We start from the raw sequence: 25,374 nt of genomic DNA on the forward strand, positions 1-25,374 counted from the left end.
GGGAGATCGCCATGGAAACACTCACCGTCGAGCCGAAGCGGCCGGCGAAACCGCGTCGCAGACCACCGTCGAAGCGGCGCCGCTCGGTACGCAGCAACCTGACCGCCTACGCGTTTCTTTGCGCCGCTCTGTTCTGCTTCGCGATGTTCGCCTGGTGGCCGATCGTCAGGGAGGTCATCCTCAGCTTCCAGCAGACCAACCTCGTCGACGAGCCGACCTGGGTGGGCCTGGACAACTTCCGCACCGTGGTGAACGACCCGGCGTTCGGCCAGGCCTGGAAGAACACCATCGCCTTCACGCTGCTCGCCCTGCTGTGCGGCTATGTGATCCCGTTCGCGGTGGCGATCGTGCTCAACGAGCTGCGGCACGCCCGCGGGTATCTCCGGTTCGTGGTCTACCTGCCGGTCATGCTGCCACCGATCGTATCGGTCCTGCTGTTCCGCTGGTTCTACGATCCCGGACCGGGACTGTTCAACCAGGTCCTCGACTTCGCCGGGCTGCCGACGCTGTCCTGGCTCGACTCCACCGACACCGCGCTCATCTCGCTGGTCATCGTCTCCACCTGGATGAACCTGGGCTCGGGCGTGCTGATCTACCTGGCCGCCCTGCAGAACGTCCCCGGTGACCTGTACGAGGCGGCGGAGCTCGACGGTGCCGGCATCTTCAAGCGGATCTGGAACGTCACCATCCCGCAGACCCGGCTCATCCTGCTCCTGATGCTGATGCTGCAGATCGTCGCCACCATGCAGGTCTTCATCGAGCCGTACATGCTCACGGGTGGCGGACCGGAGAACGCGACGGTCACCGTCGCGTACCTCATGTACCAGTACGCCTTCGTCTACGGCGGCAACTACGGGGCCGGCAGCGCGCTCGGCCTGATGCTCATGATCGTCCTTCTTGCGGTCGCCGCGGTCCAACTCCGGCTGACCCGTGACGAGAAGAGGTAGGTCCGTGATCGACACCACCGCCGACCCCGAAGTGGCGGAAGAAGCAGGCAGGACGGCGTCGCCGCAGCCACCCGGGCGCAGGAAGAAGCGCCCGGCCGCATGGGCCGACGGCCATGCCAGGACCATCGTCTCGCCGCTGGAGCTGAAATCCCGCTGGGGCACGAGGATCTACTGGACGCTGCTCACCGCCGTCATCACCGTGTTCACCCTGGTGTTCGTGTTCCCCCTTTACTGGATGGTCACCGGGGCGATGAAGACGGGCGAGGAAATCGCCCAGATGCCGCCCACCCTGTTCCCCGAGAACCCCGATCTCTCCGTGTTCGCGGATGCCTGGGAACTCTTCGACATCGGGCTGCTCCTCAAGAACACCCTCTTCTACGCCGTAGGCGCGTGGCTCTTCGCACTCGCCGTGGACGTCACAGCCGCGTACGCCCTGTCCAAGCTCCGGCCGATGTTCGGAAACGTGATCCTCGGCGCCATGCTGGCCACGCTCATGATCCCGCCGATCGTGGTGATGATCCCCGCCTACATCACCGTGACGGACGTGCCCGTCTTCGGCTGGCAGCTTCTCAACTCCCCTTGGGCCATCTGGTTCCCCGTCGCCGCCAACGGCTTCAACATCTTCCTGCTCAAGCGCTTCTTCGACTCGATCCCCGACGAGATCCTCGAAGCGGCCGAGATCGACGGCATACCCCCGTGGCGCGTCCTCGTCTCGATCATCCTGCCGATCTCGCGGCCCATCCTCGGCGTGGTGTCCATCTTCACCGTCGTCCTGGTCTTCAAGGACTTCGTCTGGCCACTGCTCGTGCTGCCGGACAGCGAGAAGATGACGATCAGTGTGGGCCTGTCCCAGACGGCCGGATCCGTGACACAGAACCAGGTCATGGCCGGCCTCGTGATCGCGAGCATCCCGATGATCATCGTGTTCTTCTTCTTCCAGCGCAGCATCATGGCGGGCCTCACCGCCGGAAGCCTCAAGGGCTGACCGCACCCGGCACCGGCCCCTGGCCCCCCTGCGTGACCGAACCCCGCCGCCACCCCCGGAGCACCCGTCGCCGGCCACTTCGTCCATGACCCCGCCCCGGCCGGCGGCGGGGCCCTCACCTGCCCGAAAGGACCGTTACGTGGCAGCCGTGCACCCCTCCCGAACCGACACATGGTGGCGAGACGCCGTCATCTACCAGATCTACCCCCGCAGCTTCGCGGACGGCGACGGCGACGGGACCGGGGACCTGGCGGGCATCCGCACCCACCTGCCCTATCTCTCCGAACTCGGCGTCGACGCCGTGTGGTTCACGCCCTGGTACCTCTCCCCGCTCGTCGACGGCGGCTACGACGTGGCCGACTACCGAGCCATCGATCCGGCCTTCGGCACCCTCGAGGAGGCCGAGAAGCTCATCGCCGAGGCCGACGAGTTCGGTATCCGAGTCATCGTCGACATCGTCCCGAACCATGTGTCCGACCAGCACGCCTGGTTCCGTGCCGCGCTGGAGGCCGGGCCCGGCAGTCCGGAGCGGGAGCGCTTCCACTTTCGGCCCGGACGCGGCGAGAACGGTGAACTCCCGCCCAACGACTGGCCGTCCCAGTTCTCCGGCACCACCTGGACCCGGGTCCCCGACGGCGAGTGGTACCTGCACCTGTTCACCCCGGAACAGCCCGACCTCAACTGGTCCCACCCCGCCGTCCGCCGCGAACACGAGGACATACTCCGCTTCTGGTTCGAACGCGGCGTCGCCGGTGTCCGCATCGACTCCGCAGCCCTGCTCACCAAGCACCCCGACCTGCCCGACTTCACCGAAGGCGTCGACCCGCACCCGTACATCGACCAGGACGAGATCCACGACATCTACCGCTCCTGGCGCGCGATAGCCGACGAGTACGACGGCGTCTTCGTCGGCGAGGTCTGGCTCCCCGACGCCGAACGCTTCGCCCGCTACCTGCGCCCCGACGAACTGCACACCGCCTTCAACTTCAACTTCCTCTCCTGCCCCTGGGACGCCGGCCGGCTGCGCCGCACCATCGACGACACCCTCGCCGAGCACGCGCCCGTCCACGCCCCGGCCACCTGGGTCCTCTGCAACCACGACGTGACCCGCACGGTCACCCGCTACGGCCGTACGGACACCGGGTTCGACTTCGGCACGAAGGAGTTCGGCACGCCCAGTGATCTCCAGCTGGGCACCCGGCGCGCCCGCGCCGCCGCTCTGCTCACGCTCGCGCTGCCCGGTTCGGTCTACCTCTACCAGGGCGAGGAACTCGGTCTGCCCGAGGCGGACATCCCGCTGGACCGCATTCAGGACCCCATGCACTTCCGCTCCGGCGGCACCGACCCGGGGCGCGACGGATGCCGGGTGCCGCTGCCCTGGGCCGCCGACGAGCCGTCCTGCGGGTTCGGTGCGCGCACCGAACCCTGGCTGCCACAGCCCGCCGACTGGGCGCGGTACGCCGTCGACCGCCAGGACACCGACCCCGACTCGATGCTCAGCCTCTACCGCACGGCCCTGCTCCTGCGCCGGTCCACCGAGGGCTTCGGCGACGGCCCGCTGACCTGGCTGCCCGCCGAGGACGGCGTCCTCGCCTTCGCCCGCGGAAACGGCCTGGTGTGCGTGGTCAACCTCTCCGGCCGATCCATCGGTCTGCCGCCGCATGAGGAACTGCTGCTGGCCAGCAGCCCACTGGACAGTGACGGTCGACTGCCCGGTGACACGGCGGTCTGGCTCCGTCGATGACCTGACACCGGCGGACAGCCCGGCCCCGCGCCGGTGACGGGGCGGGGGCGGGGGCGGACGGAAGAAGTGATGCGGTTGCCGGTGACGATGCCGGCCGGAACGCGGCGGTCGATGGCGGCTCCGTGCGGGCGGTGGGTGGAGCTCCGGAGAGGGGCAACCGCGACCCCCGATGCCTACCTGCCCCGTCCGGTCTCGCTGCCTCGCCTCAGGAAGCTTCGACCCCACGCCGCTGGTCACCCGGTGGGGTGGCACGGAGAACGCTGTCGAGGCGTACCGCCGCTTCGACCGACGGGAGGCGGGCCGGCCCAGCGGAAAGCGGCGCGAACCCCGCCCCAGCCCGGAGCCGAGCCCCGAAGTGATGAGTGGGCCCGGCAGCGGTGGCCCTTCAGCGCCTGTGAGGAGGAGAGACGTCATGCGATTCCACAATCGCCGGACAGCGGGCCAGGAACTCGGCCTGCGGCTCATGGAATGGGCATCCGACGGCGAACTGCCCCACCCCGTGGTCCTCGCGCTGCCCCGCGGCGGAGTGCCGGTGGCCGCCGAAGTCGCCCAGGCCCTCAGGGCGCCCCTGGACGTGCTCGTGGCACGGAAGATCGGTCTTCCCGGCCGGCCGGAGACAGGTATCGGCGCGGTCGTGGACGACGACCCGCCCCTGTTCGACCAGCGGGCCCTCGAAATGGCCGGTCTGAGTGAAGACCGCCTCGTCGCGGACGTGGCCCGGGAACGTGAGGAACTGAAACGCCGGGCCCTGCTCTACCGGGGTGACCGTTCCACACCGCAGGTCAAGGACCGCACCGTCGTCCTCGTCGACGACGGCCTGGCCACCGGCGCCACCGCACGCGCCGCCCTCCGCCGGCTTCGGCGGTCGGGACCCGCCCGGCTGATCCTCGCCGTCCCTGTCGGCGCCCCTGAGACCGTCGCCGAGATGCGCTCGGAAGCGGACGGTGTCGTCTGCCTCCGGCAGCCGCCGGACTTTCGGGCGGTCGGCCTCTGGTACGACGACTTCGACCAGGTCGGCGACGACCAGGTCATCGAGATCCTGAAGGGCTACGGGACCCCGCCTTCCCGCACGTGAGGCGCTGATCGGTAGCGGTAGCGGCCCGAGCGGAGCCCCACGTGGCATCGGCGGCCTCTCGGGCGGCTCCGAACGCGGTGACGGCCTGGCGGGAAACCGAGGCCGGTCTTTTCGCGCGGGCCCGGCCAGGTCCGCTCGTGCCCGTACCGCCGCGAGTGGCCGGTCCGCGGATAGACGGGTGCCGGGGCGGGCACCCGGAGCGCTGAAGAGCATCGTTGTCTCCCCGGTCGCGCGGGAGCGCGATGATCACAGCACAGAGCAGTGAGCAGCCGTCTCGCTGCGTGACGAAAGGCAGGACAGGACATGGCCACCGGGACGGTGAAGTGGTTCAACGCCGAAAAGGGATTCGGTTTCATCGAGCAGGATGGTGGCGGACCGGATGTGTTCGTCCACTACTCGGCCATCGCGGGAGGCGGCTACCGGGAGCTGCAGGAGGGCCAGAAGGTCAACTTCGACGTCACCCAGGGTGACAGGGGCCCGCAGGCCGACAACGTCACTCCTGCTTGAGGGCCGACCCCCACGGCCCGGGGCCGACGTCGGCCGACGTCGGCCCCGGGCCCAGCGGCAGATGCGGCTGCCGGCGGAGCACCCCGCGGCCGGCAGGCCGGTGGCGGTGGTCCGGGACCGGCGAGGACTTCTGGTGGTTCGACAACGGCGCCACCGTCGTCGCGGACGCCGCACGTCCCGTGGCGACTCTGGCCGGATACTGCCTCGGGGGGACACCGCCCCCTCGGTCAGACTTGTTGGCTCACGCCACATGCGCACCGTCCCTGCGGTGCCCCGTGCCGGGGAGGCCCTGATGCTGTCGGACGCCAGGTCGGAAGAGGACGGGGCGCCGATACCGCCCGGACGGCAACCGCGCCCCGGCGACCGCGTCGCGCTGCGCGGCGACATGCGGTCCGCCCTGCCCGACGCCTCCGCGGCGGTGGTGGTGACGGGGCTTGTCTTCGCGTTCCTGTACGCGCGCATCGAGTCGGGTGACTCGGACACCGTCGCGGTCATGCCGTTCATGGACGATGCCGGCACCTACTGGATGTACCTGCTCAGTCAGGCGTTCGGGTGGTCGGGGCTGCTGTGGGCCTGGGGCACGGTCATGCTGGGTCTGCTGCTGTCGGGACCGCGGTCCGCCCGGCTGCCGGTCTCCCGGCCGGTACTGGAGCGCTGGCACCGCACCACGAGTCTGACGACGACGGCCCTGATGGCCGCGCACGCGCTCATGTTCGCGGCGGAACTCGTGCGCTACGAGACGAAGCTGGACTGGGCCGAGCGGCTGTGGGTGGGTTTCGCCGACAGCTTCGTGCCCGGCTGGTACGACTCCGGCACCGGCCGGATCGCCGTCCCGATCGGCCAGGGCGCCCTGTACCTGGCGATACCGCTGGGGCTGCTGTTCTACGTCCGGCACCGCATCGGAGCGAACACGTGGCGACGGCTGCACCGGTTCGTGATCGTCGTGTACGTGCTGAGCGTGTGGCACACCCTGCTGTACGGGACCAACGTCTGGTACGGAGAGTGGCCGCGCACCGTTCTGTGGCTGCTGCAACTGCCGGTTGCCGTACTGCTGTTGCTCCGCCTGCTGAGACCTGCCCGGCGGGCCGAACGGCTGGGCTCCGCCGGCGGGGGCGCGGCCCGGCCGGGGTGGTGGCTGCGGGCGGCCGGACGGGTCGCCGCCGGAGCCGTCGTCGTCGGGCTCGTCATCGTGGTGGTGTCCGGCCGGGACGGAGGCCGGGACCGTCCGACCCATCCGCCCGCGACGGCCCCGCACTCCCAGGAAACGGACTGACGGCTCGAACGGGGCGGACGGGGCGGAGTCGCGGCGGAGACGGGCCCGCGCGCGGGAACTGAGCGCACGGACCGGGACCGTCACCGTCGTCGTCTCGCACCGCTTCTCCACGGTCACCGACGCGGATCTGATCCTCGTGCTGCACGCCGGACGTGTTGCCGAGTCCGGCACGAACGAGGAACTGCTCGCGGTCGGCGGACGCTACGCGGAGTTGTACGGCATCCAGGCGAAGGCCTATGCGGCCGGCTGAAGCGCCGGCGGCGGGCCGTGCGGTACCGGCGCTTCCGCCGGCCGGGGCCGTCCGCGCCTCGGACGGCGGGCCCCGGCCGCGGCCGTTGTCGCGGGAGGCCTCGGTCGGCCGAAAGCGGATCTTCCCGGGGTCCGGGTGCCGGATGATGTCCCCGACGACGTACGGGGTGCTGTCGCCGTCCCCGGAGGTGTGTGCGTAGCCGACGACGAGGAGAACGACATGGAGCCTGCGGAACTGCGTCGCGCGGTCGAGGCGGCCCGGGCGACCGCCACGGAGCTGGGCCTGGGGGTGGACGACGTGGTCGTCGTCCACGACTCGGACCGGGTCGCGCTGCGCCTGCTCCCGTGCGACGTGCTGGCCCGGGTCGCGCCGCCGGACCAACTGGCCGACTCGGCGTTCGAGGTCGAGGTGGCCCGCCGGCTCGGTGCCGTCGACGCCCCGGTGGCCGAGCTGGACCCCCGGGGCGAGCCCCGCGTGTACGTACGGGACGGCTTCGCCGTCTCTCTGTGGACCTACTACGCACCGGTGGCTGCGGACATCACGCCGTCCGCGTACGCGGACGTGCTCAGGCGGCAGCACGCCGCCCTGCGCCGGGTCGAGCTGGAGGCGCCCCACTTCACGGACCGGGCCGCCCGCGCGCTGCGGGAGGTGACCGACCGGGAGCGGTCCCCGGACCTGTCCGACGCCGACCGGGAACTCCTCGCCCGCACCCTGGGCGAGGTGAGCGCCGCCATCGGCGCGGACCGGTCCAACGACCAGTTGCTGCACGGCGAGCCGCACGAGGGCAACCTCCTCGCCACGGAGCGGGGGCCGCTCTTCGTGGACCTCGCCACGTGCTGTCGCGGGCCGGTCGAGTTCGACCTCGCCCACGCTCCCGACGGTGTGGCCGAGCACTACGCGGGGGCCGACCAGGATCTCCTGCACCGGTGCCGCGCCGTGGACTGGGCCATGTTCTCGGCCTGGCGCTGGCGCCGCGCGGACCAGATGCCCGACCGGGACCATTGGAGGGCGGAGGGACTCGCCCTGGTCCACGCCTCGCTCGACCGCTGCGGACTGGGCTGAACGCCCGCGGTCGCCACGACCCATGAAGGGGCTCGCCCCGGGGGTGAGACGGCAGGAACGAACAGGCCGTTCGGGCCGTTCGGGCGCGAGCCGGTGTCTGGTCCGCCGGGACCCCGGCCTCCTCCGGGCCGTCGGCGGCGGTGCGTACCGGGGGATGAGCAGGGCGACGGCTGCCGAGACCACGGCCACGGCACAGCCGACGGGCAGACCGGTGCGGAAGCCGTCCCCGAAGCGGTCGTCCACGCGCCCCCGGCCGAGTTCCGCGCCGGCCGCCGCCAACGAGCACCGGGTCACCATGCCGGAGGAGGCGGAGCCGACGTGGTGGGTGCATCCGGTCCTGCTCTACTTCGAGCGCCTGTACCTCAACGACCGGCACCTCACCGGCCGGCACCTCAACGGCCCGTCCCCACGGCTCTGCCGTCGGCGACCCGCGTGCACGAGGACCGTCGGTCGCGCGCACCCGCCACGGACTGTCTGCTACCGCCTGCCGTACCGGATATCGATGTGCCGATCGGCATCCCGACACCCACCTCGGTCGCGCCGTCCGATCGACAGAGCCCACAGGGGCTTCCCGTTGTGGGAAGGCCCCCCTGTGCGTCACTCCGCCAAGGGCAAGCACTCGGTGAGCAGGTCCACGACGTCGCGCCAAGCGCGCTCTGCGTGCCGCGGGTGGTGGGCGACGCCGGGCACCACCGGCTGGTCGACGGGAGGGTGGTGGAAGGCGTGCACGGCGCCGCCGTAGAGCACGAGACGCCAGTCGACACCCGCATCCTGTATTTCGGCGGCGAACGCCTCGCGCTGTGCCGGAGGCATGATCGGGTCCTCCGATCCGACCCCGGCCCACACCGGGCACCGGATGCGTGCCGCCTCGCCCGGCCGGCCGGTGGTGAGTGCGTTGACTGTGCCGATCGCCCGCAGGTCGACGCCGTCGCGGCCGAGTTCCAGCGCGATCGCGCCCCCGGTGCCGTAACCGATGGCGGCGATCAGGTCGGGGTCGGTTCGCGGTTCGGCGCGCAGGATGCCGAGGGCCGCGTGGCCGATGTCCCGCATCCTCTGGGGGGCGCAGAGCAGAGGGGTGATGCGCGCGAGCATCTCCTCGGGGTCGGTGAACCAGCATCCGCCGTTGATGTCGAAGGCCAGTGCCACGTAGCCGAGTTCGGCCAGGGCGTCGGCGCGGCGCCGCTGGAAGTCGTTCAGCCCCGGTCCCTCGGGGCCGATCAGGACCGCGGGCCGACGGCCGCTGCCGGCCGGGAGCGCGAGGTGGCTGACCATGGTCAGGCCGTCGGCCGGATAAGTGACCGTGCGCGTCGTAACCGTCGTCATGCGAACAGACCGTAATGACCATGGAGCTGTTCCGGACGGCTGCTGCCACCGAGGGTGAGGGCTCGGTACACGTCTGACGTGCAGTCTTCCTTCGCGGATTGCCGCCTGTGGGTCGACCGGACGACTGACCTCGCTCGCGTACCGGGGTTGACGCAGAGTCAGAAAAAGACGCAATGAAAAACCGGGGGTCGGCATTCCTCTTGCGTGGTTCCCGTGATCACGAAGTCGCTGTCGGGGAACGGGCAGTGCGTTGTTCGTGGGCGGGCGGGCGGTCGCGTCCGGCCTTTCCGGGCCGGCATTTCGTTCTGGCTTGATCCAGGCGCCGAATATTGCCCTGTATGCCCGTGAATGAGTGGACGAGCTCGCGGACCGGGCCTTCTTTTGTCCGGGAGGGGAGAGGTGTACTCCCCCTGATTTCAGGCCACTTGAGCGCGATGCGCGTTCTCTGCTCTCAGCGAACCGCTCGTCTTGCCCCAACGGTGCAGGCTGAATTACGTGTTAGCTTCACAACGTATGAGGTGGGGGCGAACGCACCTGCCGCTACGCCTGGTGGGCACCGGATTGACGGACGGGAGTCCTGGCCCCGCCATAGGTGCCGCGCGCGAACAAAGGAGTGGAACAGATGAGCAATCGGCAGTTGCCTCTCGCAGCACAGCAGGCGATGCCCTATGCCCGCGCCAACGGTGACGCCATCAGCGTGGATGCGGTCTACAATCGTCTTCTCGACGACCGGATCATCTTTCTGGGCAAGGAAGTCGACGACGAAATCGCCAACCGCATCACGGCGCAGATGCTGATGCTCGCCTCGGATCCGACCCGTGACATCTACCTGTACATCCACTCGCCGGGTGGTTCGGTCACCGCAGGTATGGCTGTATACGACACGATGCAGTACATCAAGAACGATGTCGTGACCATTGCGATGGGATTCTGTGCCTCCATGGGGCAGTTCCTGCTCACCGCCGGCGCGAAGGGCAAGCGTTTCGCGCTGCCGCACACCAAGATCCTGATGCACCAGCCCTCGGCAGGCCTCGGAGGCTCGGCCTCCGACATCAAGGTCTACATGGACCAACTGATCCGCACCAAGCAGGAGATGGCCGAGCTCATCGGCCACCACTCCGGCCAGGACGCCGAGACGATCACGCGTGACTCCGACCGGGACCGCTGGTTCACCGCCCAAGAGGCCAAGGAGTACGGCCTGATCGACGAGGTCCTGTCGTCGGGCGACAATCACCCCACCACCCTCGGATCGATCGCCTAGTCGCCTTCCTGACCAGCACGTCCGGCCATCCCCCAGAAGGGGCAAGTCCAGTGAGCACGTCCATGTCCACCCCAGCGGCGGGTCCGTCCGGATCCGGCCGTCTGCGCCCCGAAAGCCGCTACGTGACGCCGCACTTCGTCGAGCGCACCGCGCAGGGCACCAGGGAGTACGATCCTTACGGCAAGCTCTTCGAGGAGCGTGTGATCTTCCTCGGCCACGAGCTCGACGACGTTGTGGCGAACGACATCATGGCCCAGTTGCTGTGCCTTGAGTCCCTGGATCCGCAGCGGGACATCTCCATGTACATCAACTCACCCGGTGGCGACCTCACGTCGCTCACCGCGGTGTACGACACGATGCAGTTCGTGCAGCCCGACATCCAGACGGTCTGCCTGGGGCAGGCCAACTCGGTGGCCGCCGTGGTCCTGGCCGCGGGCACGCCCGGCAAGCGCCTGGCGCTACCGGGGGCCCGGGTCGTCCTCAGTCAGCCGCAGAGCCCCGGCAGCCAGGGCCAGGTATCCGACCTGGTGATCCATGGCCGCGAGGTGCAGCGCCAGCGGGAGCTTGTCGAGGGGTTCCTCGCCCGCCACACCGGCCGTGATGCCGCCAAGGTCCACGAGGACATCGAGCGCGACCGCGTGCTCACGGCGGAGCAGGCCCTGGAGTTCGGAATCGTCGACAAGGTGGTGACCCCGCGTTCGGTCGCAGGGGTCCGCTGACTCCGCCCGTTCCTTCTGCGCTGCCGCCGCCGTCCCGGTGTGCGGCCGCGCAGGCGTCCTGAGGCGTAGCTGCGCAGCCGCGGTCCGGCCCCATGGACCGGGGCCGGGCGCTTGAACGCTGTGCACCATTCCGAACACCGTGAGCCCGGCGCGAGCGAAGAAGTATCACGCCGGGCTCATTGGCATGTCCGAAATTCGTGAGTGTTCCGGAAACTGGCGTCAGCTTTCCCGTGGGCCGGCGACGCGATTGTATGCGTCTTTGCAATCCGCCGGCCATTCCGTCGCGATGTCCGAGTTGAGCAGGGGTGCCAGAGGTCAGAGTTCCCATCGGACGACTTCAAGCCACTGGGCGGACCTGTGTCCGGCCGTGTCCTGACCATTACGCCACGTTGGCCGGGGGTTAAACCGTCGCGCAGCGCATGATTCACGCCACTGGTGCGGATGCGAGAACCTTGAACACCTTGTGCGACCACCGGGGTTGGTGTTGTATCTGCGGCTAGAAAAACTATGTATGTGAACGGCCGTGGCGAGGTGAAGCCTCACGCCCGCTTCGGTGTTGTCAAGTGAGCGGCCGTGTTCGGAGTGGTCGGCGGGGGCCGGCAATCCGGGCCTGAGGGAAGGAATTCCGTCGTGACCGAGGCCGAGAAAGCCGCCGCCGATCCCGCGATACCCGACTTGACCGACCGGCCCGACAGCCCCGGCGGGATCGAGGTGCTCGCCTCGCTCAGCCCCGACTTCACCGCCGACCCGTACGTCGCCTACGCGCGGCTGCGCGAGCGCGGTCCGGTGCACGAGGTAGTCACACCCGACAGGGGCCGGGTGTGGCTCGTGGTCGGGTACGAGGCCGCGCGCGAGGCCTTCACCGCCCCGCAGCTCAGCCGGGACTGGCAGCGCGAGTGGCGGCAGGCCGGCTGGAGCCCGCCGTACGCCCTGAACATGCTCGGCAACGCCAACATGCTGATGAGCGACCCGCCCCACCACACCCGGCTGCGGAAGCTGGTGGCGCGGGAGTTCACGGCCCGGCGGGTCGAGGGGATGCGGGACCGCATCCAGGAGATCACCGACGAGCTGCTGGACCGCATGACGGCGGACGGAGCGCGCCGCGCCGACCTCATCGACGCGTTCGCCTCCCCGCTCCCCATGATCGTCATCTCCGAACTGCTCGGCGTCCCCGGCTTGGACCGCGCCGCCTTCCACGCCTGGTCCAACGAGACCCTCGCGCCCACCAGCCCCGAGGCGGAGAAGGAGGCGTACGAGCAGGTCATGCCGTATCTCAAGGGGCTCATCGCCGCCAAGCGCGAGAGCCCCGGGGAGGACCTGCTCAGCGCCCTCGTCCACACGGTCGACGAGGGCGGCGACCGGCTCACCGAGGACGAGCTGGTCTCGTTGGCCTTCCTGCTGCTCGTCGCCGGGCACGAGACGACGGTCAACACGATCGGCAACGCGGTGCGTGCGCTCTTCGCGCACCCCGAGCAGCTGGCGGCCGTACGGGCCGATCCGGCGGGGCTGGCGGCGGGGGTGGTGGAGGAGACGCTGCGCTACGACGGGCCGGTGGAGACCACCACGCCGCGCATCGCCCTGGAGGAGACCGAGATCGGCGGGGTACGGGTGCCGCGCGGTGCCATCGTGCTGATCGCCATGGCCGGCGCGGACCGCGATCCGGCGCGCTTCCCCGATCCGGAACGCTTCGACGTACGACGGCGCGAGGCCCGGGGCCATCTCTCCTTCGGACACGGGATCCACTTCTGCCTGGGCGCTCCCCTCGCCCGCCTCGAGGGCGAGGTGGCGGTGCGCACGCTGCTGGAGCGCTGCCCGGACCTGACGGCGGACGGGGAGCCGGGGGAGTGGCTCCCGGGGATGCTGATCCGGGGGGTGCGGGAGCTGCCGGTGCGGTGGTGACACGCCCGCCGCGGGCGGGCTGACGGGCGGGTGAGCGGTTGCGGTACGCCGTATGTCTATTCCGCATTGAGCACCAACCGGAGAAAACAGGACGTTGCGGGACTTGACTACTCCATGGCCGAAAGCGCTTGCTCGCGATCTGAAAGAGACGTGGAGGACACACTGTGAAGGAATCTTCGGAGACGGCCCTGGACGAGCTGTGGGAGCTGGTGTACACCAGCTTCAGGTTTCCGTTCATGCACGCCGCCATGCGTCTTGAACTCTTCACCCTGCTCAAGAACCGGCCGGGCCGCAGTCTTGACGAGATCACCGCCGAGCTCGGACTGCAGGAACGTGCCGGACACGTGCTGCTCCTCGGATGCTGTGCGTTCGGCCTCGTACGCAAGGAGGGCGACGGCTACCACAACACCGCGGCCACCGACCTGCTGGCCGGCGATCAGAACGCGTTCATGCCGGTGATCGTCCGTTACACCCACGAGATGCTGTACCAGCCGATGGGCTGGCTCCACGAGTCGCTGGTGAACAACGAGAACGAGGGGCTGCATCGCGAACTGCTCGCCGATTCCCCGGCGACCACGCTCTACGAGCTCCTCGGAGAGGACAAGAACCTGGAGCAGGTCTTCACGGCCATGATGGAGCACCAGAGCCGCTCGGTGGTCGAGGACCTCGTCAACGCCGTGGACTTCTCGTCCTACAAGAAGGTGCTGGACGTCGGCGGAGGCACCGGGACCAACTCCATCGGTTTCGCGCAGCGCTGGCCGCATCTTCGGGCAACCATCCTCGAACTGCCCAACGTGGCGGAGATGGCCGCCGCCCGCATCGCCGAGGCGGGCCTCTCCGAGCGCATCAACGCGGTCGGGACCGACATCTGGAAGGACGAGTTTCCCTCGTCCCACGACTGCGTCGTCTACTCCCGTTTCCTTGAGATCTGGTCGCCCGATCAGGTCCGCGACCTCTTCGCGAAGACGTACCGCGCGCTGGAGCCGGGCGGTCACATGGTGATCGTCGCGTGTGCCCAGGACGACGACGAGACCGGGCCCGCCCACGCCGCGTTCATGGCGGGGTACGTCCAGACGATCGCGTCACCCGAGGGCCGTATCTACACGGCGCAGGAATTCGAGCAGTGGTACACCGAAGCGGGCTTCGAGCCGATGGACCGCCAGTACCCGGGCCGCTTCGACGTCATCCTGCGTGCCCGCAAGCCCATCGCCCGGTGAGTCCGGTCCGTTCCATGCCGCGCTGCCGATCCGTCAGGCGGGCAACTCCGACCGTCTGACACGGGGCCGGCCCGCCCGACAGGGCGCGGCCGGATCACTTCGACGGGGCCCTGCGCCCGGGTGACGCACCCTTCGGGTGCTCAGGTCCGTGCACCCATGCGTTCCGGCATCCTCCACCCGGGCGCCGTTCGCCCACGTACAGGCCCGTCCCATCCCCCTTCATGCGGCACGCTCGTGTGCGAGCCGCACGCATCCGTGCGGCTCCGCGCGAGGGCGCGGGGCGGCGCCGAGCGCCGCCCCGCGCTGCCGGCACGCGATCCGGACCGCATCACCGTCACCGCTGTCGTCACCCCACCCGCCTTCCCGTCTCCTCGAAGTCGGGGCGAGGCGGCGTGCCCTGTTCGTGTCCTCGGCGCCGCATCCAAGAAAGGGAGCGCGAGTGAACTCGCCTGACAGGCTTGCCATCGTTACCGGCGGAACCAAGGGAATCGGTCTCGCTTTCAGTCACCGTCTGACCCGGATGGGATTCCGGGTGGTCGCCACGTATCGCAGTGACGAGGAGTCGGCGAATCTTGCTGTGCAAGAGGTGGAGAAGGGGCTGTCCGTCGTACGGTCGGATGTGTCCGATCCGGGCGAGGTCGCCGAACTCGCGGAACTCGTACGGACCGAGCACGGAGTCCCGCAGGTCCTGGTGAACAATGCCGGTCTCAATATCGACCGTCCGGTGCTTGAGATTTCCGACGCCGACTGGCGCCGGGTGGTGGACACCAATCTGTCCGGCCCGTTCTACATGACGCGGGCCTTCGCCCCGGTCATGCTGGAGGCCGGCGGCGGTTCCATCGTCAACATCGGTGCGACCACAGCGATTCGACCCCGGATGAACGGCGCCAACTACTGTTCGAGCAAGGCCGGGATGCTTCATCTCACCAAGTGCCTGGCCATGGAACTCGCGCCGAGTATCCGCGTGAACTGCCTCATTCCGGGAATGATCGACACGGACGAAATGCGTACACGCTACCGCTTGGCCGAGCCGGAGTACATGGAAGCGTTGCTGAGTGAGATACCGCAGCGCCGGATAGGTGCCACCGACGAGATGGCGGACGCGCTGGAGTTCCTGGTGGGCGAGGGAGCCGCGTACGTCACGGGGCAGAAACTGATTGTGGACGGCGGCCAGTTCATGTGGTGAAGCACTCGGTGCACAACCGGGGCGCGCACGCTCCTCGTGCTGGAATCTACGGCACTCCATTAATTCCCTAGGAAGAGGAATACATGCGATCACGCCTTGAGCGCTACCAGGAGTTCCTGGAGCAGGAGTACCATGCAGGGTTCACCAAGTTCGACGAGTATGACATATCCGGCATCTCATCCGACCTCCTGAAGAGGCTGAAGGACGGCCACTTCACGCGCATCGTCTTCAGTGGAATGGGCTGCTCGGCCATCGTGTCGGACGTAATAAAGGTGTTCTTCAACTCGATCCGCAGCGACCTCGAAGTGTATGTCTTCAACGACTACGACTTCGAGTACCTTGTTCCGCGCGCGGTGATCGAGGACGAGCGCACGCTCGTCATCCTGAGTTCGTACAGCGGCTACTCCAACGAGCCGGTCCGTGCCTTCCACGCGCTGCGCCCCATGCATGACCGGGTGCTGCTGCTCACCTCGGGCGGCCGGCTGGGCGAGCTGGGCGAGGAGCACGGCGTGTCCATCGCGCGCTGGACGCTGAGCAAGCCGGACCGCGAGTACCCGCTGTTCCATGTGGGCCAGTACTTCTCGATCCTGGTCGACATGTTCCTGCGGCTCGGTCTGCTGGACAAGGACTACGGGCCCGAGGTCCGTTCCCTGGCCGAGGACCTGCGGACCGACTTCACCCCCGAGTTGCGTGCCCTGGCCGCGGACGCCGCCGCGCGCAGCGAGAACGCCAACGTCATCATGCTCGGCTCACCCAAGTGGCACGAGAGCCTGCTGAAGCTGGCCAAGATGCACTTCAACGAGATCGCCATGGTGCCGGCGACGCGCAACTATTTCCACGAGTTCTGCCACAGCGAGGTGGCCACGCTCACCGACCCCGAGCGCAGGCACAGCATCCTCGTCTTCTCCGACCCGGAAGAGGATGAATACACCCGGGCCAAGCGGAGGAATCTGGTGTCGTTGCTGACTGCACCGATCCCGCAGAACGCAAAGGTCACCGTCACCGAGATCGAACTCGACCAGTCGACCTTCATTCGGCAGTACTTCACCGCTCTGGAGTTCGTCCAGTACCTCACTCTCGATCTGGGCAAGGCGCGGGAGACCCAGTCGCGCAACCTCATATCCGAGGCAGCGGGAAACCCCTGGTACCACGGCAGCACCATCGCCTCGGAGAGCGGCGGCTGATACGGGTGTACGACGTCGGCCACGGCGAGCGCAGGGCATCGGAGAAGACAGTCGAACAGCTCAGGAAATGAAGGCAAGAGCCGAGGAAATGGAGCGATCGTGAATCGACGGGAGCGTTACTCCCTCACGGCCTACCAGCAGGATATTTGGGCTGCGAACTCTCTCTTTCCGGACCTCCCGCAGTTCAACTGCTTCATCACCGACCGGTTCACCGGTGACGTGGACGTCGACCTCCTCAAGGCGTGCCTGCGCCGTGCGGTCGACCGCAACGATGCATTCCGGATCCGGATCGACCCGGAGGAGGGAACCCCGCGCCAGTGGGTCGAGGACGAGGCTTACGACATCCCGACGATCGACCTTTCCGACGCCCCATCGCCGCGGGACGCCTGCGAGGCGTGGATCAAGGACGCGTTCGACGTTCCTTTCGAGGTGGAACGCAGCCGGCTGTTCACGCTCGCGGTCCTCGAGGAGGGCGAGGGAGTCTTTCACTCCTACGTCAAGGTGCACCACATCGTCGCGGACGCCTGGGGCCTGAACCTCTTCATGTCCCAAGTCCGCGCCGAATATGACCGTATCCGAAGGACCGGGCGGTTCGAAGAGCCGTCCGTGCCGTCGTACCTGGAATTCACGGAGGACGAGCGCCGCTACCGTGCCTCGGACGACTACGCGGATGACCGGGCCTATTTCCAGAAGCAGTTGCGGGCCGTCTCCCCGGCCCTCTTCAGCCGCTCGGCCCCGGCCGGCTCCCGCAGCAGTGCCCGCCACAGCTTCGTGATCGAACGCGGTGTCATCGAGAGCATCCGTGCACGCGGCCATTCGGTCTTCGCGTTCGTCGCGGGCGCCTTCGCCGTCTACCTGTCGCGGGTGCACGGCAGCGACGAAGTCGTCCTGGGCGTACCGCTGCTGAACCGGCCCACCACTCAGCAGAAGCAGACCGTAGGCCACTTCGCGAACACCCTGCCGCTGCGGGTGACAGCCGGCGAGGACCGTACGATGAGCGAGCTCGTCGCCGAGGTGCAGGCATCGACCCGGGAGCTCAAGCCGCACGAGCGCTTCTCCCTGGGCGACCTGCTGCGCTGCGTACCGCTCCAGGAGAGCGGCCCCAAGCGGCTGTTCGACACCACCATCGCCTATCTGCGCTGGCCCAGTCCGCCGGCCGTCCAGGGCGTGGAGTACGAGACCGTCGTGCAGGCGCGAGCCCACGACGACGACGTGCTGGCCGTGGTCGTCAACGAACTGGACGACGTCGGTGACGTCCTGGTCGACATGGACTACGCCCTGGACGTGTTCGACGCGGACTTCCCCGTGGAGTCGGTGGCCACCCACATCGAGGCGATCCTCAAGGGCACGCTCGCGGGGGCGGACCTGCCGCTGTCGCAGATCCCCATGACCGGCGAGGAGGAGCGGGCCACCCTGATCGCGACGGGCACCGGCCCGGTGCACGCGTTCACCGAGGACGCCACCGTCCACGCGCTCTTCGAGCGGCAGGCGGCACGGACGCCCGACCGGGTGGCCGTCGTCACCGACGACCCCGCACAGTCGCTGACCTTCGCCCGCCTCGACGGCTGGGCCAACCACATCGCGCACCAGCTGCGTGAGGACGGCGTGCAGACGGGTGACCGGGTCGCCGTGGTGGCCGAGCGCGGCCCGCACCTCGTCGCAGCGGTCCTGGGCGTCCTCAAGGCAGGCGCCGCCTACGTCCCCGTCGACCCGGGCCACCCCGAGGAGCGGGTCCGGTTCGTCCTGGCGGACAGCAAGGTGGCGGCGGTGCTGCTGGGCAGCACCGTGCCCACCACCCTGGTGGGCGACGCCGCGCCCGTACGGCGCCTGGAGGCCGCGGCGTCCACCGTGCCCGCCGCACCCGTCCCGCTGGGCGGACCGCGGGACCTCGCGTACGTCATCTACACCTCCGGATCCACCGGGCGGCCCAAGGGCGTGCAGATCGAACACCGCTCCGTGGTGAACCGGCTGGAGTGGATGCAGCGCCGCTACCCGGTCGGCGAGGGGGACGTCCTGCTGCAGAAAACGCCGGCGACCTTCGACGTGTCGGTGTGGGAGCTGTTCTGGTGGGCGCTCACCGGGGCCGGCCTGGCGCTGCTGCCGCCCCGCGGGGAGCGCGACCCCGAAGCCATCCTCCGCACCGTACGAGCACACCGGGTGAGCGTGGTCCACTTCGTGCCGTCGATGCTCGGTCCCTTCCTCGACCTGGTCGAGGAGGACCCGGCCCGAGCGGCGGACGCGGCATCCCTGCGCCAGGTGTTCTGCAGCGGTGAGACGCTGACACCCGCTCATGTGCACCGCTTCAACCGGGTGTTCGCGGCTGCCGGTGCCACGGCTCCCCGGCTGGTCAACCTCTACGGCCCCACCGAGGCCACGGTCGACGTCACGTACTACGACTGCCCCGGCGGAACGGACGGGGAGGTGCGCCGGGTGCCGATCGGGCGGCCGATCGACAACATCCGGTTGTACGTGGTCGGCGCGCACGGGCACCTCCAGCCCGCCGGCGTCGCCGGTGAGCTGTGCATCGCGGGCGTGGGCGTGGCGCGCGGCTATCTGGAACGACCCGAGCTGGACGCCGCGGCGTTCGTGGCAGACCCGTTCACGCCTGGCGGGCGCATGTACCGGACCGGCGACAGGGCGCGGTGGCTGGCGGACGGCACCCTGGAGTACCTGGGGCGGCTGGACGATCAGGTCAAGATCCGCGGCAACCGTGTGGAGCTGGGCGAGGTGGGCAACCGCCTGGCGGCCTGCCCGGGCGTGCGGGACGCCCTCGTGGTGGACCGGACCGCGCCGGGCCGTGGCGTGCACTTGGTGGGCTACTACGTGGCGGACGAGGAGGTGGAGGCGGCCCGCCTCCGGTCCCGACTCCTGGACTCGCTGCCGGAGTTCATGATCCCGGCGTACTTCGTGCGGATCGACCGGATACCGCTGACCACGAACGGCAAGGCCGACCGGCGGCGGCTGCCCGCTCCCAGGGTGGAGACGGACACCGGCGCGCAGACGCCGTCCAACGAGACCGAGGCGAAGCTCGCGGCGGTCTGGGCGGCCGTACTGGGAACCGACGCGGTCGGCGTCGACCAGGACTACTACTCCCTGGGCGGGGACTCGATCCAGATGCTCCGCATCCAGGCGGAGGCACGCCGTGCGGGGGTCCACTTCACCCTGGCCGACCTGGTCCGCAACCCCACCGTCGCCGCGCTCGCGGCGGCCGCGACGACCGCACCGCGGGAGGAAGAGGACGCACCGCTCGCACCGTTCGCCCTGGTCCCGAGCGTCGACCGGGCGCGGCTGACCGGCCTGGCGGACGCCTACCCGGCCACCCGGCTGCACCTGGGCCTGCTCTACCACAGCCGGGAGCACGAGAGGTCGTGCGTCTACCACGACGTCTTCCGCTACTCGCTGAAGTCGCCGTGGGACGAGCAGGCGCTGCGCCGCGCCTTCGACGGCCTGGTACGGCGCCATCCGGTGCTGCGCTCCGCCTTCGACCTCGGCGGCTACTCCGAGCCGCTCCAGCTGGTGCACCGGCAGGCCGACGGCGGACTGCAGATCGTGGACCTGCGCAGCCTCGGCGAGCAGGAGGCGCAGGACGAGGTGGACCGGCACGTCCAGGAACGGCGCTACCACGAGTACCGACTGGACCGGCCGCCGCTGTACCTGTTCCGCATGCACGTCCTGCGCGACCGCCTGGAACTGGTGTTGAGCTTCCACCACGCGATCCTCGACGGCTGGAGCGTGGCCACGCTGGTGCGCGAACTGCTCCAGGACTTCCTCCACCACGCCGGACAGCCCGTCGCCGCCGTCCCGTCGCAGGCGCTGCCCTCGCCGGCCCTGTACGTACGCGAGGAGCGCCGGGCCCTCGCCTCGGAGGAGAGCAAGCAGTACTGGCAGCGGCTGCTCGACGGCGCGGAACTGGCCCAGCTCGACGGTCTGCGGCCCTACGAACCCGCGGGCGACACGGGTCTCGTCGTGCACCAGGTGGAGCTGCCGGACGGCCTGGCCGACCGGGTGGGCCGCCTGGCGCGCACCCACGGCCTGCCGGTCAAGTCCCTGCTGCTCGCAGCGCACTGCCTGACGCTGCGGCTGTTCTCCGACGTGGAGGACATCACCACCGGTCTGGTCACCGGCGGACGGCCGGAGCAGGCCGACGCCGAACGGATCACCGGGCTGTTCCTGGAGACCCTGCCGTTGCGCCTGGACGCCCAGCCGCGTTCCTGGCTGGACTCGGCGCGCGAGGTGTACGCACAGGAGCGGGAGAGCCATCCCCACCGGCGCTACCCGCTCAGCGCCATCCAGGAGGACCGTGGCGGGGACGTCGTCTTCGACACGGCCTTCAACTACGTCGACCCGCACGTGCTCACGTCCCTCTTCGAGGGCACCGGCATGGAGCTGACCGAGTTCAGGACCTGGGAGGAAACGAACTTCAAGCTCCTGGTCAACGCCGTGGTCGACCCGGTGGACGAGCGCCTGTGGCTGCGTATGGACTGCGACGGACGCACCTTCTCGCGCTCCCAGGCCGAGAGCATCGGACAGACGTACGTCACCATCCTCCGGCGGATCACCGAGCAACCCGAAGGGGACGTGGACTTCGCCTTCCTGGGCGGCGGGCGCGTACCCGCCGCGCAGCTCGCGGGGGAGCCGCCCGCGGACGTCATCCGGCTGATCGGCGAGCACGTCTCCCGTACGCCCGACGCGGTGGCCGTCAGCTGCGGTGCCCGCAGCTGGACGTACGCCCAGCTCGACGCGGCCGCGAACCGGATAGCCCACGGCCTCGTCGGCGCCGGAGTGCGCACCGGTTCCACCATCGGCATCGCCATGGACCGTTCGCCCGAGACCCTGGCGACCGTCCTGGGCGTGGGGAAGGCCGGAGCCACCTGCGTTCCGCTCGACGTCAGCTACCCGCGGGCCCGGCTCGCGGTGATGACCGCCCAGGCCGATCCGCTGTGGATCGTCACCAACGAGACGCACGCACTGCTCTTTGACGACTCCTCCCGGCTGCTGTACGTGGACGGGCTGCTCGAGGCCGAACCGGACCCGGGTGGCGCCGCGGAACTGCCGGAGATCACCGGCGAGACCGTCGCCTACCTGCTTTTCACCTCCGGGTCCAGCGGCGAGCCCAAGGGCGTCGAACTCCCGCACCGGGTGCTCGCCAACTACATGCGCTGGCAGGTGCCCTCCGCCAGCGGCGCGGCGGGCGGCAAGACCCTCCAGTTCGCCCCCCTGAGCTTCGACGTGGCGTTCCAGGAGATCTACTCCACACTGTGCGGCGGCGGCACCCTGCAACTGCTCGCCGAGGACGAGCGGCGGGACATGCCGGCCCTGCTGAGGCTCCTGGACCGCGAGGAGGTGGAGCGCGTCTTCATGCCCTACGTGGCGCTCCAGCAGCTCGCGGAGACGTCCCAGGCGCTGGGCATCCGCCCGCGTGCCCTGCGGGTGATCATCTCCTCCGGTGAGCAGCTGAGGGTCACCGACGAGATCCGCCGGTTCTGCGCCGCGCGGCCGGACACCGTACTGGAGAACCAGTACGGGCCGACCGAGACCCACCTGCTGACCCACCACACCATGACCGGTGACCCGGCCCGCTTCCCCGACCTGCCGCCCGTCGGCGTCCCCGTGGACGGCATCGAGTTGCACCTGCTCGACGGCCTCATGCGGCCGGTCCCGGCGGGCGCCAAGGGAGAGGTCTACGTCGGCGGGGTGTGCCTGGCCCACGGCTACCGCAACCGTCCCGACCTGACCGAGCAGCGGTTCGTACCGCACCCGTCCGGTGAGACGGGTGCCCGCCTCTACCGCACGGGCGACCTCGCCAGACTCATGCCCGACGGCAACCTCGCATGGCTGGGCCGCGCCGACTCCCAGGTGAAGGTGCGTGGCTTCCGGGTCGAGCCGGCCGAGGTCGAACTGGCCATCGCCAAGCTCGCCGAGGAGCAGTCCGCGTCCGGTATCCGCGAGGCGGCGGTGGTGTCGCGGCGCCGGGAGGGCGGCGACGCGTTCCTCGCGGCGTTCCTCGTCGGCGACCCCGAGGCCGTGGACCTGGACGAGGTGCGCAGCCGGTTGCGGGCGGTGCTGCCGGACCACATGATGCCCTCGCACCTGGAGTGGCTGGCGAGCCTGCCCCTGACGCCCAGCGGCAAGCGGGACGACGCGCTGCTGAGTCGCATGCCACTGGCCGCGCCGTCGTCGGACGCCACCGAACCCGCCGACGAGCACGAGAAGGCGCTGGTGGGCATCCTGGCGGAACTGCTGGAACTGCCCGCGGTGGGCGTGCGGGACAACTTCTTCGACATCGGGGGCACCTCACTGACCGCGATGCGGCTGGTGATGACGATCGAGAAGCGCTACGGCGTCAGCGTTCCGCTCTCGGCGTTCGTCGCCGCCCCGACCGTCGCCGGGCTGGCCCAACGCCTGCGGGGCAGCGACGCGGCGGCCCGGTTCGACCCGGTCGTGCCGATCCGCACCGAGGGGGACAAGCCGCCGCTGATCCTCGTCCATCCGCTGGGCGGCCATGTGCTGTGCTACGTACGACTCGCCCGTCACCTACCGCAGGACCAGCCGGTCTACGCGCTTCAGGCGTGGGGGACCGTGCCGGGCACGGAGCCGCTCAGCTCGATCCCGGAGATGGCGGCGGGCTACCTGGAGGCCGTACGGCGCGCGTGCCCCGAAGGGCCCTACGTGATCGGAGGATGGTCCTTCGGAGGCTTCATCGCCTTCGAGATGGCGCGCCAGCTGCGCCGCAGTGACCCGGGCGCCCTGCACGGCACCGTGCTGATCGACCCGATCGCTGTCAAACAGGGGGAGCGGCCCGACATCGCCGACCACTCGCTGCTGGAGTGGTTCTTCTGGGAGCTGCTGTGGATGGAGCGCGGTGGCACCGCACCGGTGGTCTCGCTGCCGGACGGTCTGGAGGAGGAGGCGAAGTTCGACTTCATCGTCGGACACGCCACGCAGGCAGGCGTCCTGCCCGCGGGCAGCTCGCGCACCACCGTGCGGCGCCTGTTCCAGATGTTCAAGGCGCACTGGCGGGCGATCCTCACCTACCAGCCCGAACCGGGCGACGAGGACGTGGTGCTGCTGCGCGCGACCTCGGAGCTGCCGGAGATCCTCCAGCCGATGCACGGAGCAGCACAGAGCCTGCACGCGGACCCCACCAACGGCTGGGGCGACCTGACCACGGGCCGGCTCCAGGTGGTCGACGTCCCCGGTGACCACCTGGTGCTCCTGGAGGAACCGCACGTGAACGTCGTTGCCGAGAAGGTGGCACAGGCGGTGGCCGGCCGACCGGGCCGACGACCGTCGGAGAGGAGTGGGAAATGACGGAGTCCCCCCCGCGCAAGGCCCTCATCGTCGGAGCGGGCATCGGCGGCCTCGCCGCCGCCGCGGCGCTGCGCCGTGTGGGCGTCGAGGTACAGGTCTTCGAGCGGGCTTCCGAGCTGCGGCCGGGTACCACGGCGGTGTCGCTGATGTGCAACGCGGTCCTGGCGCTGCGCGGCATCGACATCGACATCGCCCCGGGCCTGGACAAGCGTGGTGCGGTGTTCGACGAGCTCAAGTTCCTCACCCGGCGGGGCCGTCCGATCAGGGCCCTTCCGTTCCGGGAGGTCTCGGACCGGCTGGGGGCGTCGAACTACGCCGTCCACCGGGCCGATCTCCAGCAGACGCTGCTGGACGCCCTCGGGGACGAGAGCGTCATCCAACTCGGCGCCGCGGCAGTGGATTTCGTCAGCGGCGAGGACGGGGTGGAGGTCACCTTCGAGGACGGCAGAACCGCCTCGGGCGACTTCCTGATCGGGGCGGACGGCTTCAACTCGGCGATTCGCAGGCGGGTGGCGGGCGCCGACGAGCCGCGGCCCGGCAACTACGCGTGCTGGCTGGCCACGGTGCCCTTCACACACCCGCGGATGAGCAAGGGCTACGCGGCGCACTACTGGGGGCGTGGACAGCGTTTCGGCCTCGCCGACATCGGCCGTGGTCGCGCCTACTGGTGGGCGACGAAGAACGTGCCCCCGGGCGCCTCCGGACACCTGCGGCGCGGCAAGGAAGGGCTCGCGGGCCTCTTCGCGGGCTGGGCCGACGAGGTGCGGGAGGCGATCCGCACCACCCCCGAGGAATCGATCGTCCGCATCACCGCCCAGGACCGCCCGTTCCTCCGGCGGTGGGGCACCGGACGTACGACCCTGCTCGGCGACGCGGCCCACCCGATGCTCGTGAGTCTGGGCCAGGGGGCGGCGCTGGCCATCGAGGACGCCGTCGTCCTCGCCCAGCACCTGCGCGCCACAGCGGACCCGGTCGCGGCGCTGCGCGGCTACGAGGACGAGCGCAGGCCGCGGACGGAGGGGCTGGTCGCCGCGGCCCGTGCGCTGAGCGAGACCGAGCAGCTGGAGGGCCTCTTTCCCGCCCTGGCGCGCGACCTCTACTTCCGGTTCGTACCGCTGTCCAAGCTCACCAGTCAGAACGAAGCGGTCCTCACCTGGCCCCCACTGGGCTGACCGCACCCCATGACCGCTGACGGCCGGCCCGCGGGTGGCAACACGTGCCCACCCGCGGCCGCACCGGTATCCCCACTCTTCATGGGTGCACCTCGTGGATCCGTCCCATCCGCCGTTCACCCTCGACCCGTCCACCGCCGACGCCCGAGCGGAAGTCGAGCGGCTGCTTGAGGCCGGACCAGTACCGCACCGGCACCCGCGGCCGGCACTCCGTGCCCGTGACGGCGCACACGGCGGGGCTGCGCAGCACGCTGCAACG

General features: G+C 69.7%; 16 protein-coding genes. 15 read left to right on the forward strand and 1 reads right to left on the reverse strand.

What is annotated here, in order from left to right; translation table 11 throughout:
• Window positions 1–11: 11 nt before the first annotated feature.
• The 7 genes from ACP4J0_RS20080 to ACP4J0_RS20110 all read left to right on the forward strand — a co-directional run bounded on the left by ACP4J0_RS20080 (window position 12) and on the right by ACP4J0_RS20110 (window position 7,843).
• Entirely contained in the window at window positions 12–947 is a 936-nt protein-coding gene (locus ACP4J0_RS20080; protein WP_426600050.1) for a carbohydrate ABC transporter permease, read from the forward strand.
• 4 nt (window positions 948–951) lie between these two features.
• Window positions 952–1,932 carry a carbohydrate ABC transporter permease gene (locus ACP4J0_RS20085; RefSeq protein ID WP_426600051.1) on the forward strand — a complete coding sequence of 327 codons (981 nt, stop codon included), beginning with the start codon at window positions 952–954 and terminating at the stop codon, window positions 1,930–1,932.
• A gap of 139 nt (window positions 1,933–2,071) precedes the next feature.
• Window positions 2,072–3,676 carry a glycoside hydrolase family 13 protein gene (locus ACP4J0_RS20090; RefSeq protein WP_426600052.1) on the forward strand — a complete coding sequence of 535 codons (1,605 nt, stop codon included), beginning with the start codon at window positions 2,072–2,074 and terminating at the stop codon, window positions 3,674–3,676.
• Window positions 3,677–4,088: 412 nt separating this feature from the next.
• On the forward strand, window positions 4,089–4,751 hold the full coding sequence (locus tag ACP4J0_RS20095) for a phosphoribosyltransferase (protein WP_426600053.1): 663 nt from the start codon (window positions 4,089–4,091) through the stop codon (window positions 4,749–4,751).
• A gap of 303 nt (window positions 4,752–5,054) precedes the next feature.
• Window positions 5,055–5,258, forward strand: coding sequence for a cold-shock protein (locus ACP4J0_RS20100; protein ID WP_426600054.1), 204 nt, complete (start codon window positions 5,055–5,057; stop codon window positions 5,256–5,258).
• Between the two features lie 292 nt (window positions 5,259–5,550).
• Window positions 5,551–6,531 (forward strand): ferric reductase-like transmembrane domain-containing protein, encoded by a 981-nt coding sequence (locus ACP4J0_RS20105; RefSeq protein WP_426600121.1) that lies wholly within the window; start codon window positions 5,551–5,553, stop codon window positions 6,529–6,531.
• Between the two features lie 469 nt (window positions 6,532–7,000).
• Window positions 7,001–7,843 (forward strand): phosphotransferase family protein, encoded by an 843-nt coding sequence (locus ACP4J0_RS20110; RefSeq protein WP_426600055.1) that lies wholly within the window; start codon window positions 7,001–7,003, stop codon window positions 7,841–7,843.
• A gap of 597 nt (window positions 7,844–8,440) precedes the next feature.
• Here the strand turns inward: ACP4J0_RS20110 and ACP4J0_RS20115 are convergent.
• Window positions 8,441–9,166 (reverse strand): dienelactone hydrolase family protein, encoded by a 726-nt coding sequence (locus ACP4J0_RS20115; protein WP_426600056.1) that lies wholly within the window; start codon window positions 9,164–9,166, stop codon window positions 8,441–8,443.
• Between the two features lie 661 nt (window positions 9,167–9,827).
• Here ACP4J0_RS20115 and ACP4J0_RS20120 point away from each other — a divergent pair.
• From ACP4J0_RS20120 to ACP4J0_RS20155, 8 genes are all read left to right on the forward strand, one after another.
• Window positions 9,828–10,427: an ATP-dependent Clp protease proteolytic subunit gene (locus tag ACP4J0_RS20120; RefSeq protein ID WP_426600122.1), complete on the forward strand. Its 600-nt coding sequence runs from the start codon at window positions 9,828–9,830 to the stop codon at window positions 10,425–10,427.
• A 62-nt stretch (window positions 10,428–10,489) separates the two neighbouring features.
• Window positions 10,490–11,146, forward strand: a complete 657-nt coding sequence (locus ACP4J0_RS20125; protein ID WP_426600057.1) for an ATP-dependent Clp protease proteolytic subunit — start codon at window positions 10,490–10,492, stop codon at window positions 11,144–11,146.
• Window positions 11,147–11,851: 705 nt separating this feature from the next.
• On the forward strand, window positions 11,852–13,045 hold the full coding sequence (locus ACP4J0_RS20130) for a cytochrome P450 family protein (RefSeq protein ID WP_426600123.1): 1,194 nt from the start codon (window positions 11,852–11,854) through the stop codon (window positions 13,043–13,045).
• A gap of 164 nt (window positions 13,046–13,209) precedes the next feature.
• Window positions 13,210–14,262 carry a methyltransferase gene (locus ACP4J0_RS20135; protein WP_426600058.1) on the forward strand — a complete coding sequence of 351 codons (1,053 nt, stop codon included), beginning with the start codon at window positions 13,210–13,212 and terminating at the stop codon, window positions 14,260–14,262.
• A gap of 439 nt (window positions 14,263–14,701) precedes the next feature.
• On the forward strand, window positions 14,702–15,448 hold the full coding sequence (locus ACP4J0_RS20140; protein ID WP_426600059.1) for an SDR family NAD(P)-dependent oxidoreductase: 747 nt from the start codon (window positions 14,702–14,704) through the stop codon (window positions 15,446–15,448).
• An 83-nt stretch (window positions 15,449–15,531) separates the two neighbouring features.
• A complete protein-coding gene (locus ACP4J0_RS20145) occupies window positions 15,532–16,632 on the forward strand; it encodes an SIS domain-containing protein (RefSeq protein ID WP_426600060.1) in 1,101 nt (366 codons plus the stop codon).
• Between the two features lie 99 nt (window positions 16,633–16,731).
• Window positions 16,732–23,943, forward strand: a complete 7,212-nt coding sequence (locus ACP4J0_RS20150) for an amino acid adenylation domain-containing protein (protein ID WP_426600061.1) — start codon at window positions 16,732–16,734, stop codon at window positions 23,941–23,943.
• Window positions 23,940–25,115: an FAD-dependent monooxygenase gene (locus ACP4J0_RS20155; RefSeq protein ID WP_426600062.1), complete on the forward strand. Its 1,176-nt coding sequence runs from the start codon at window positions 23,940–23,942 to the stop codon at window positions 25,113–25,115. Before ACP4J0_RS20150 ends, ACP4J0_RS20155 begins: the two co-directional genes overlap by 4 nt.
• Window positions 25,116–25,374: the final 259 nt, after the last annotated feature.

This window comes from Streptomyces sp. WG7 (genome assembly GCF_049975785.1).
In the GTDB taxonomy this organism is placed as follows: Bacteria; Actinomycetota; Actinomycetes; order Streptomycetales; family Streptomycetaceae; genus Streptomyces.

Bases quoted from the DNA above. Each gene is read 5' to 3' on its own strand.
- ACP4J0_RS20155 (WP_426600062.1), top strand. From the start codon at position 23,940: ATGACGGAGTCCCCCCCGCGCAAGGCCCTCATCGTCGGAGCGGGCATC.
- ACP4J0_RS20105 (WP_426600121.1), top strand. From the start codon at position 5,551: ATGCTGTCGGACGCCAGGTCGGAAGAGGACGGGGCGCCGATACCGCCC.
- ACP4J0_RS20080 (WP_426600050.1), top strand. From the start codon at position 12: ATGGAAACACTCACCGTCGAGCCGAAGCGGCCGGCGAAACCGCGTCGC.
- ACP4J0_RS20120 (WP_426600122.1), top strand. From the start codon at position 9,828: ATGCCCTATGCCCGCGCCAACGGTGACGCCATCAGCGTGGATGCGGTC.
- ACP4J0_RS20100 (WP_426600054.1), top strand. From the start codon at position 5,055: ATGGCCACCGGGACGGTGAAGTGGTTCAACGCCGAAAAGGGATTCGGT.
- ACP4J0_RS20115 (WP_426600056.1), bottom strand. From the start codon at position 9,166: ATGACGACGGTTACGACGCGCACGGTCACTTATCCGGCCGACGGCCTG.
- ACP4J0_RS20145 (WP_426600060.1), top strand. From the start codon at position 15,532: ATGCGATCACGCCTTGAGCGCTACCAGGAGTTCCTGGAGCAGGAGTAC.
- ACP4J0_RS20110 (WP_426600055.1), top strand. From the start codon at position 7,001: ATGGAGCCTGCGGAACTGCGTCGCGCGGTCGAGGCGGCCCGGGCGACC.
- ACP4J0_RS20125 (WP_426600057.1), top strand. From the start codon at position 10,490: ATGTCCACCCCAGCGGCGGGTCCGTCCGGATCCGGCCGTCTGCGCCCC.
- ACP4J0_RS20095 (WP_426600053.1), top strand. From the start codon at position 4,089: ATGCGATTCCACAATCGCCGGACAGCGGGCCAGGAACTCGGCCTGCGG.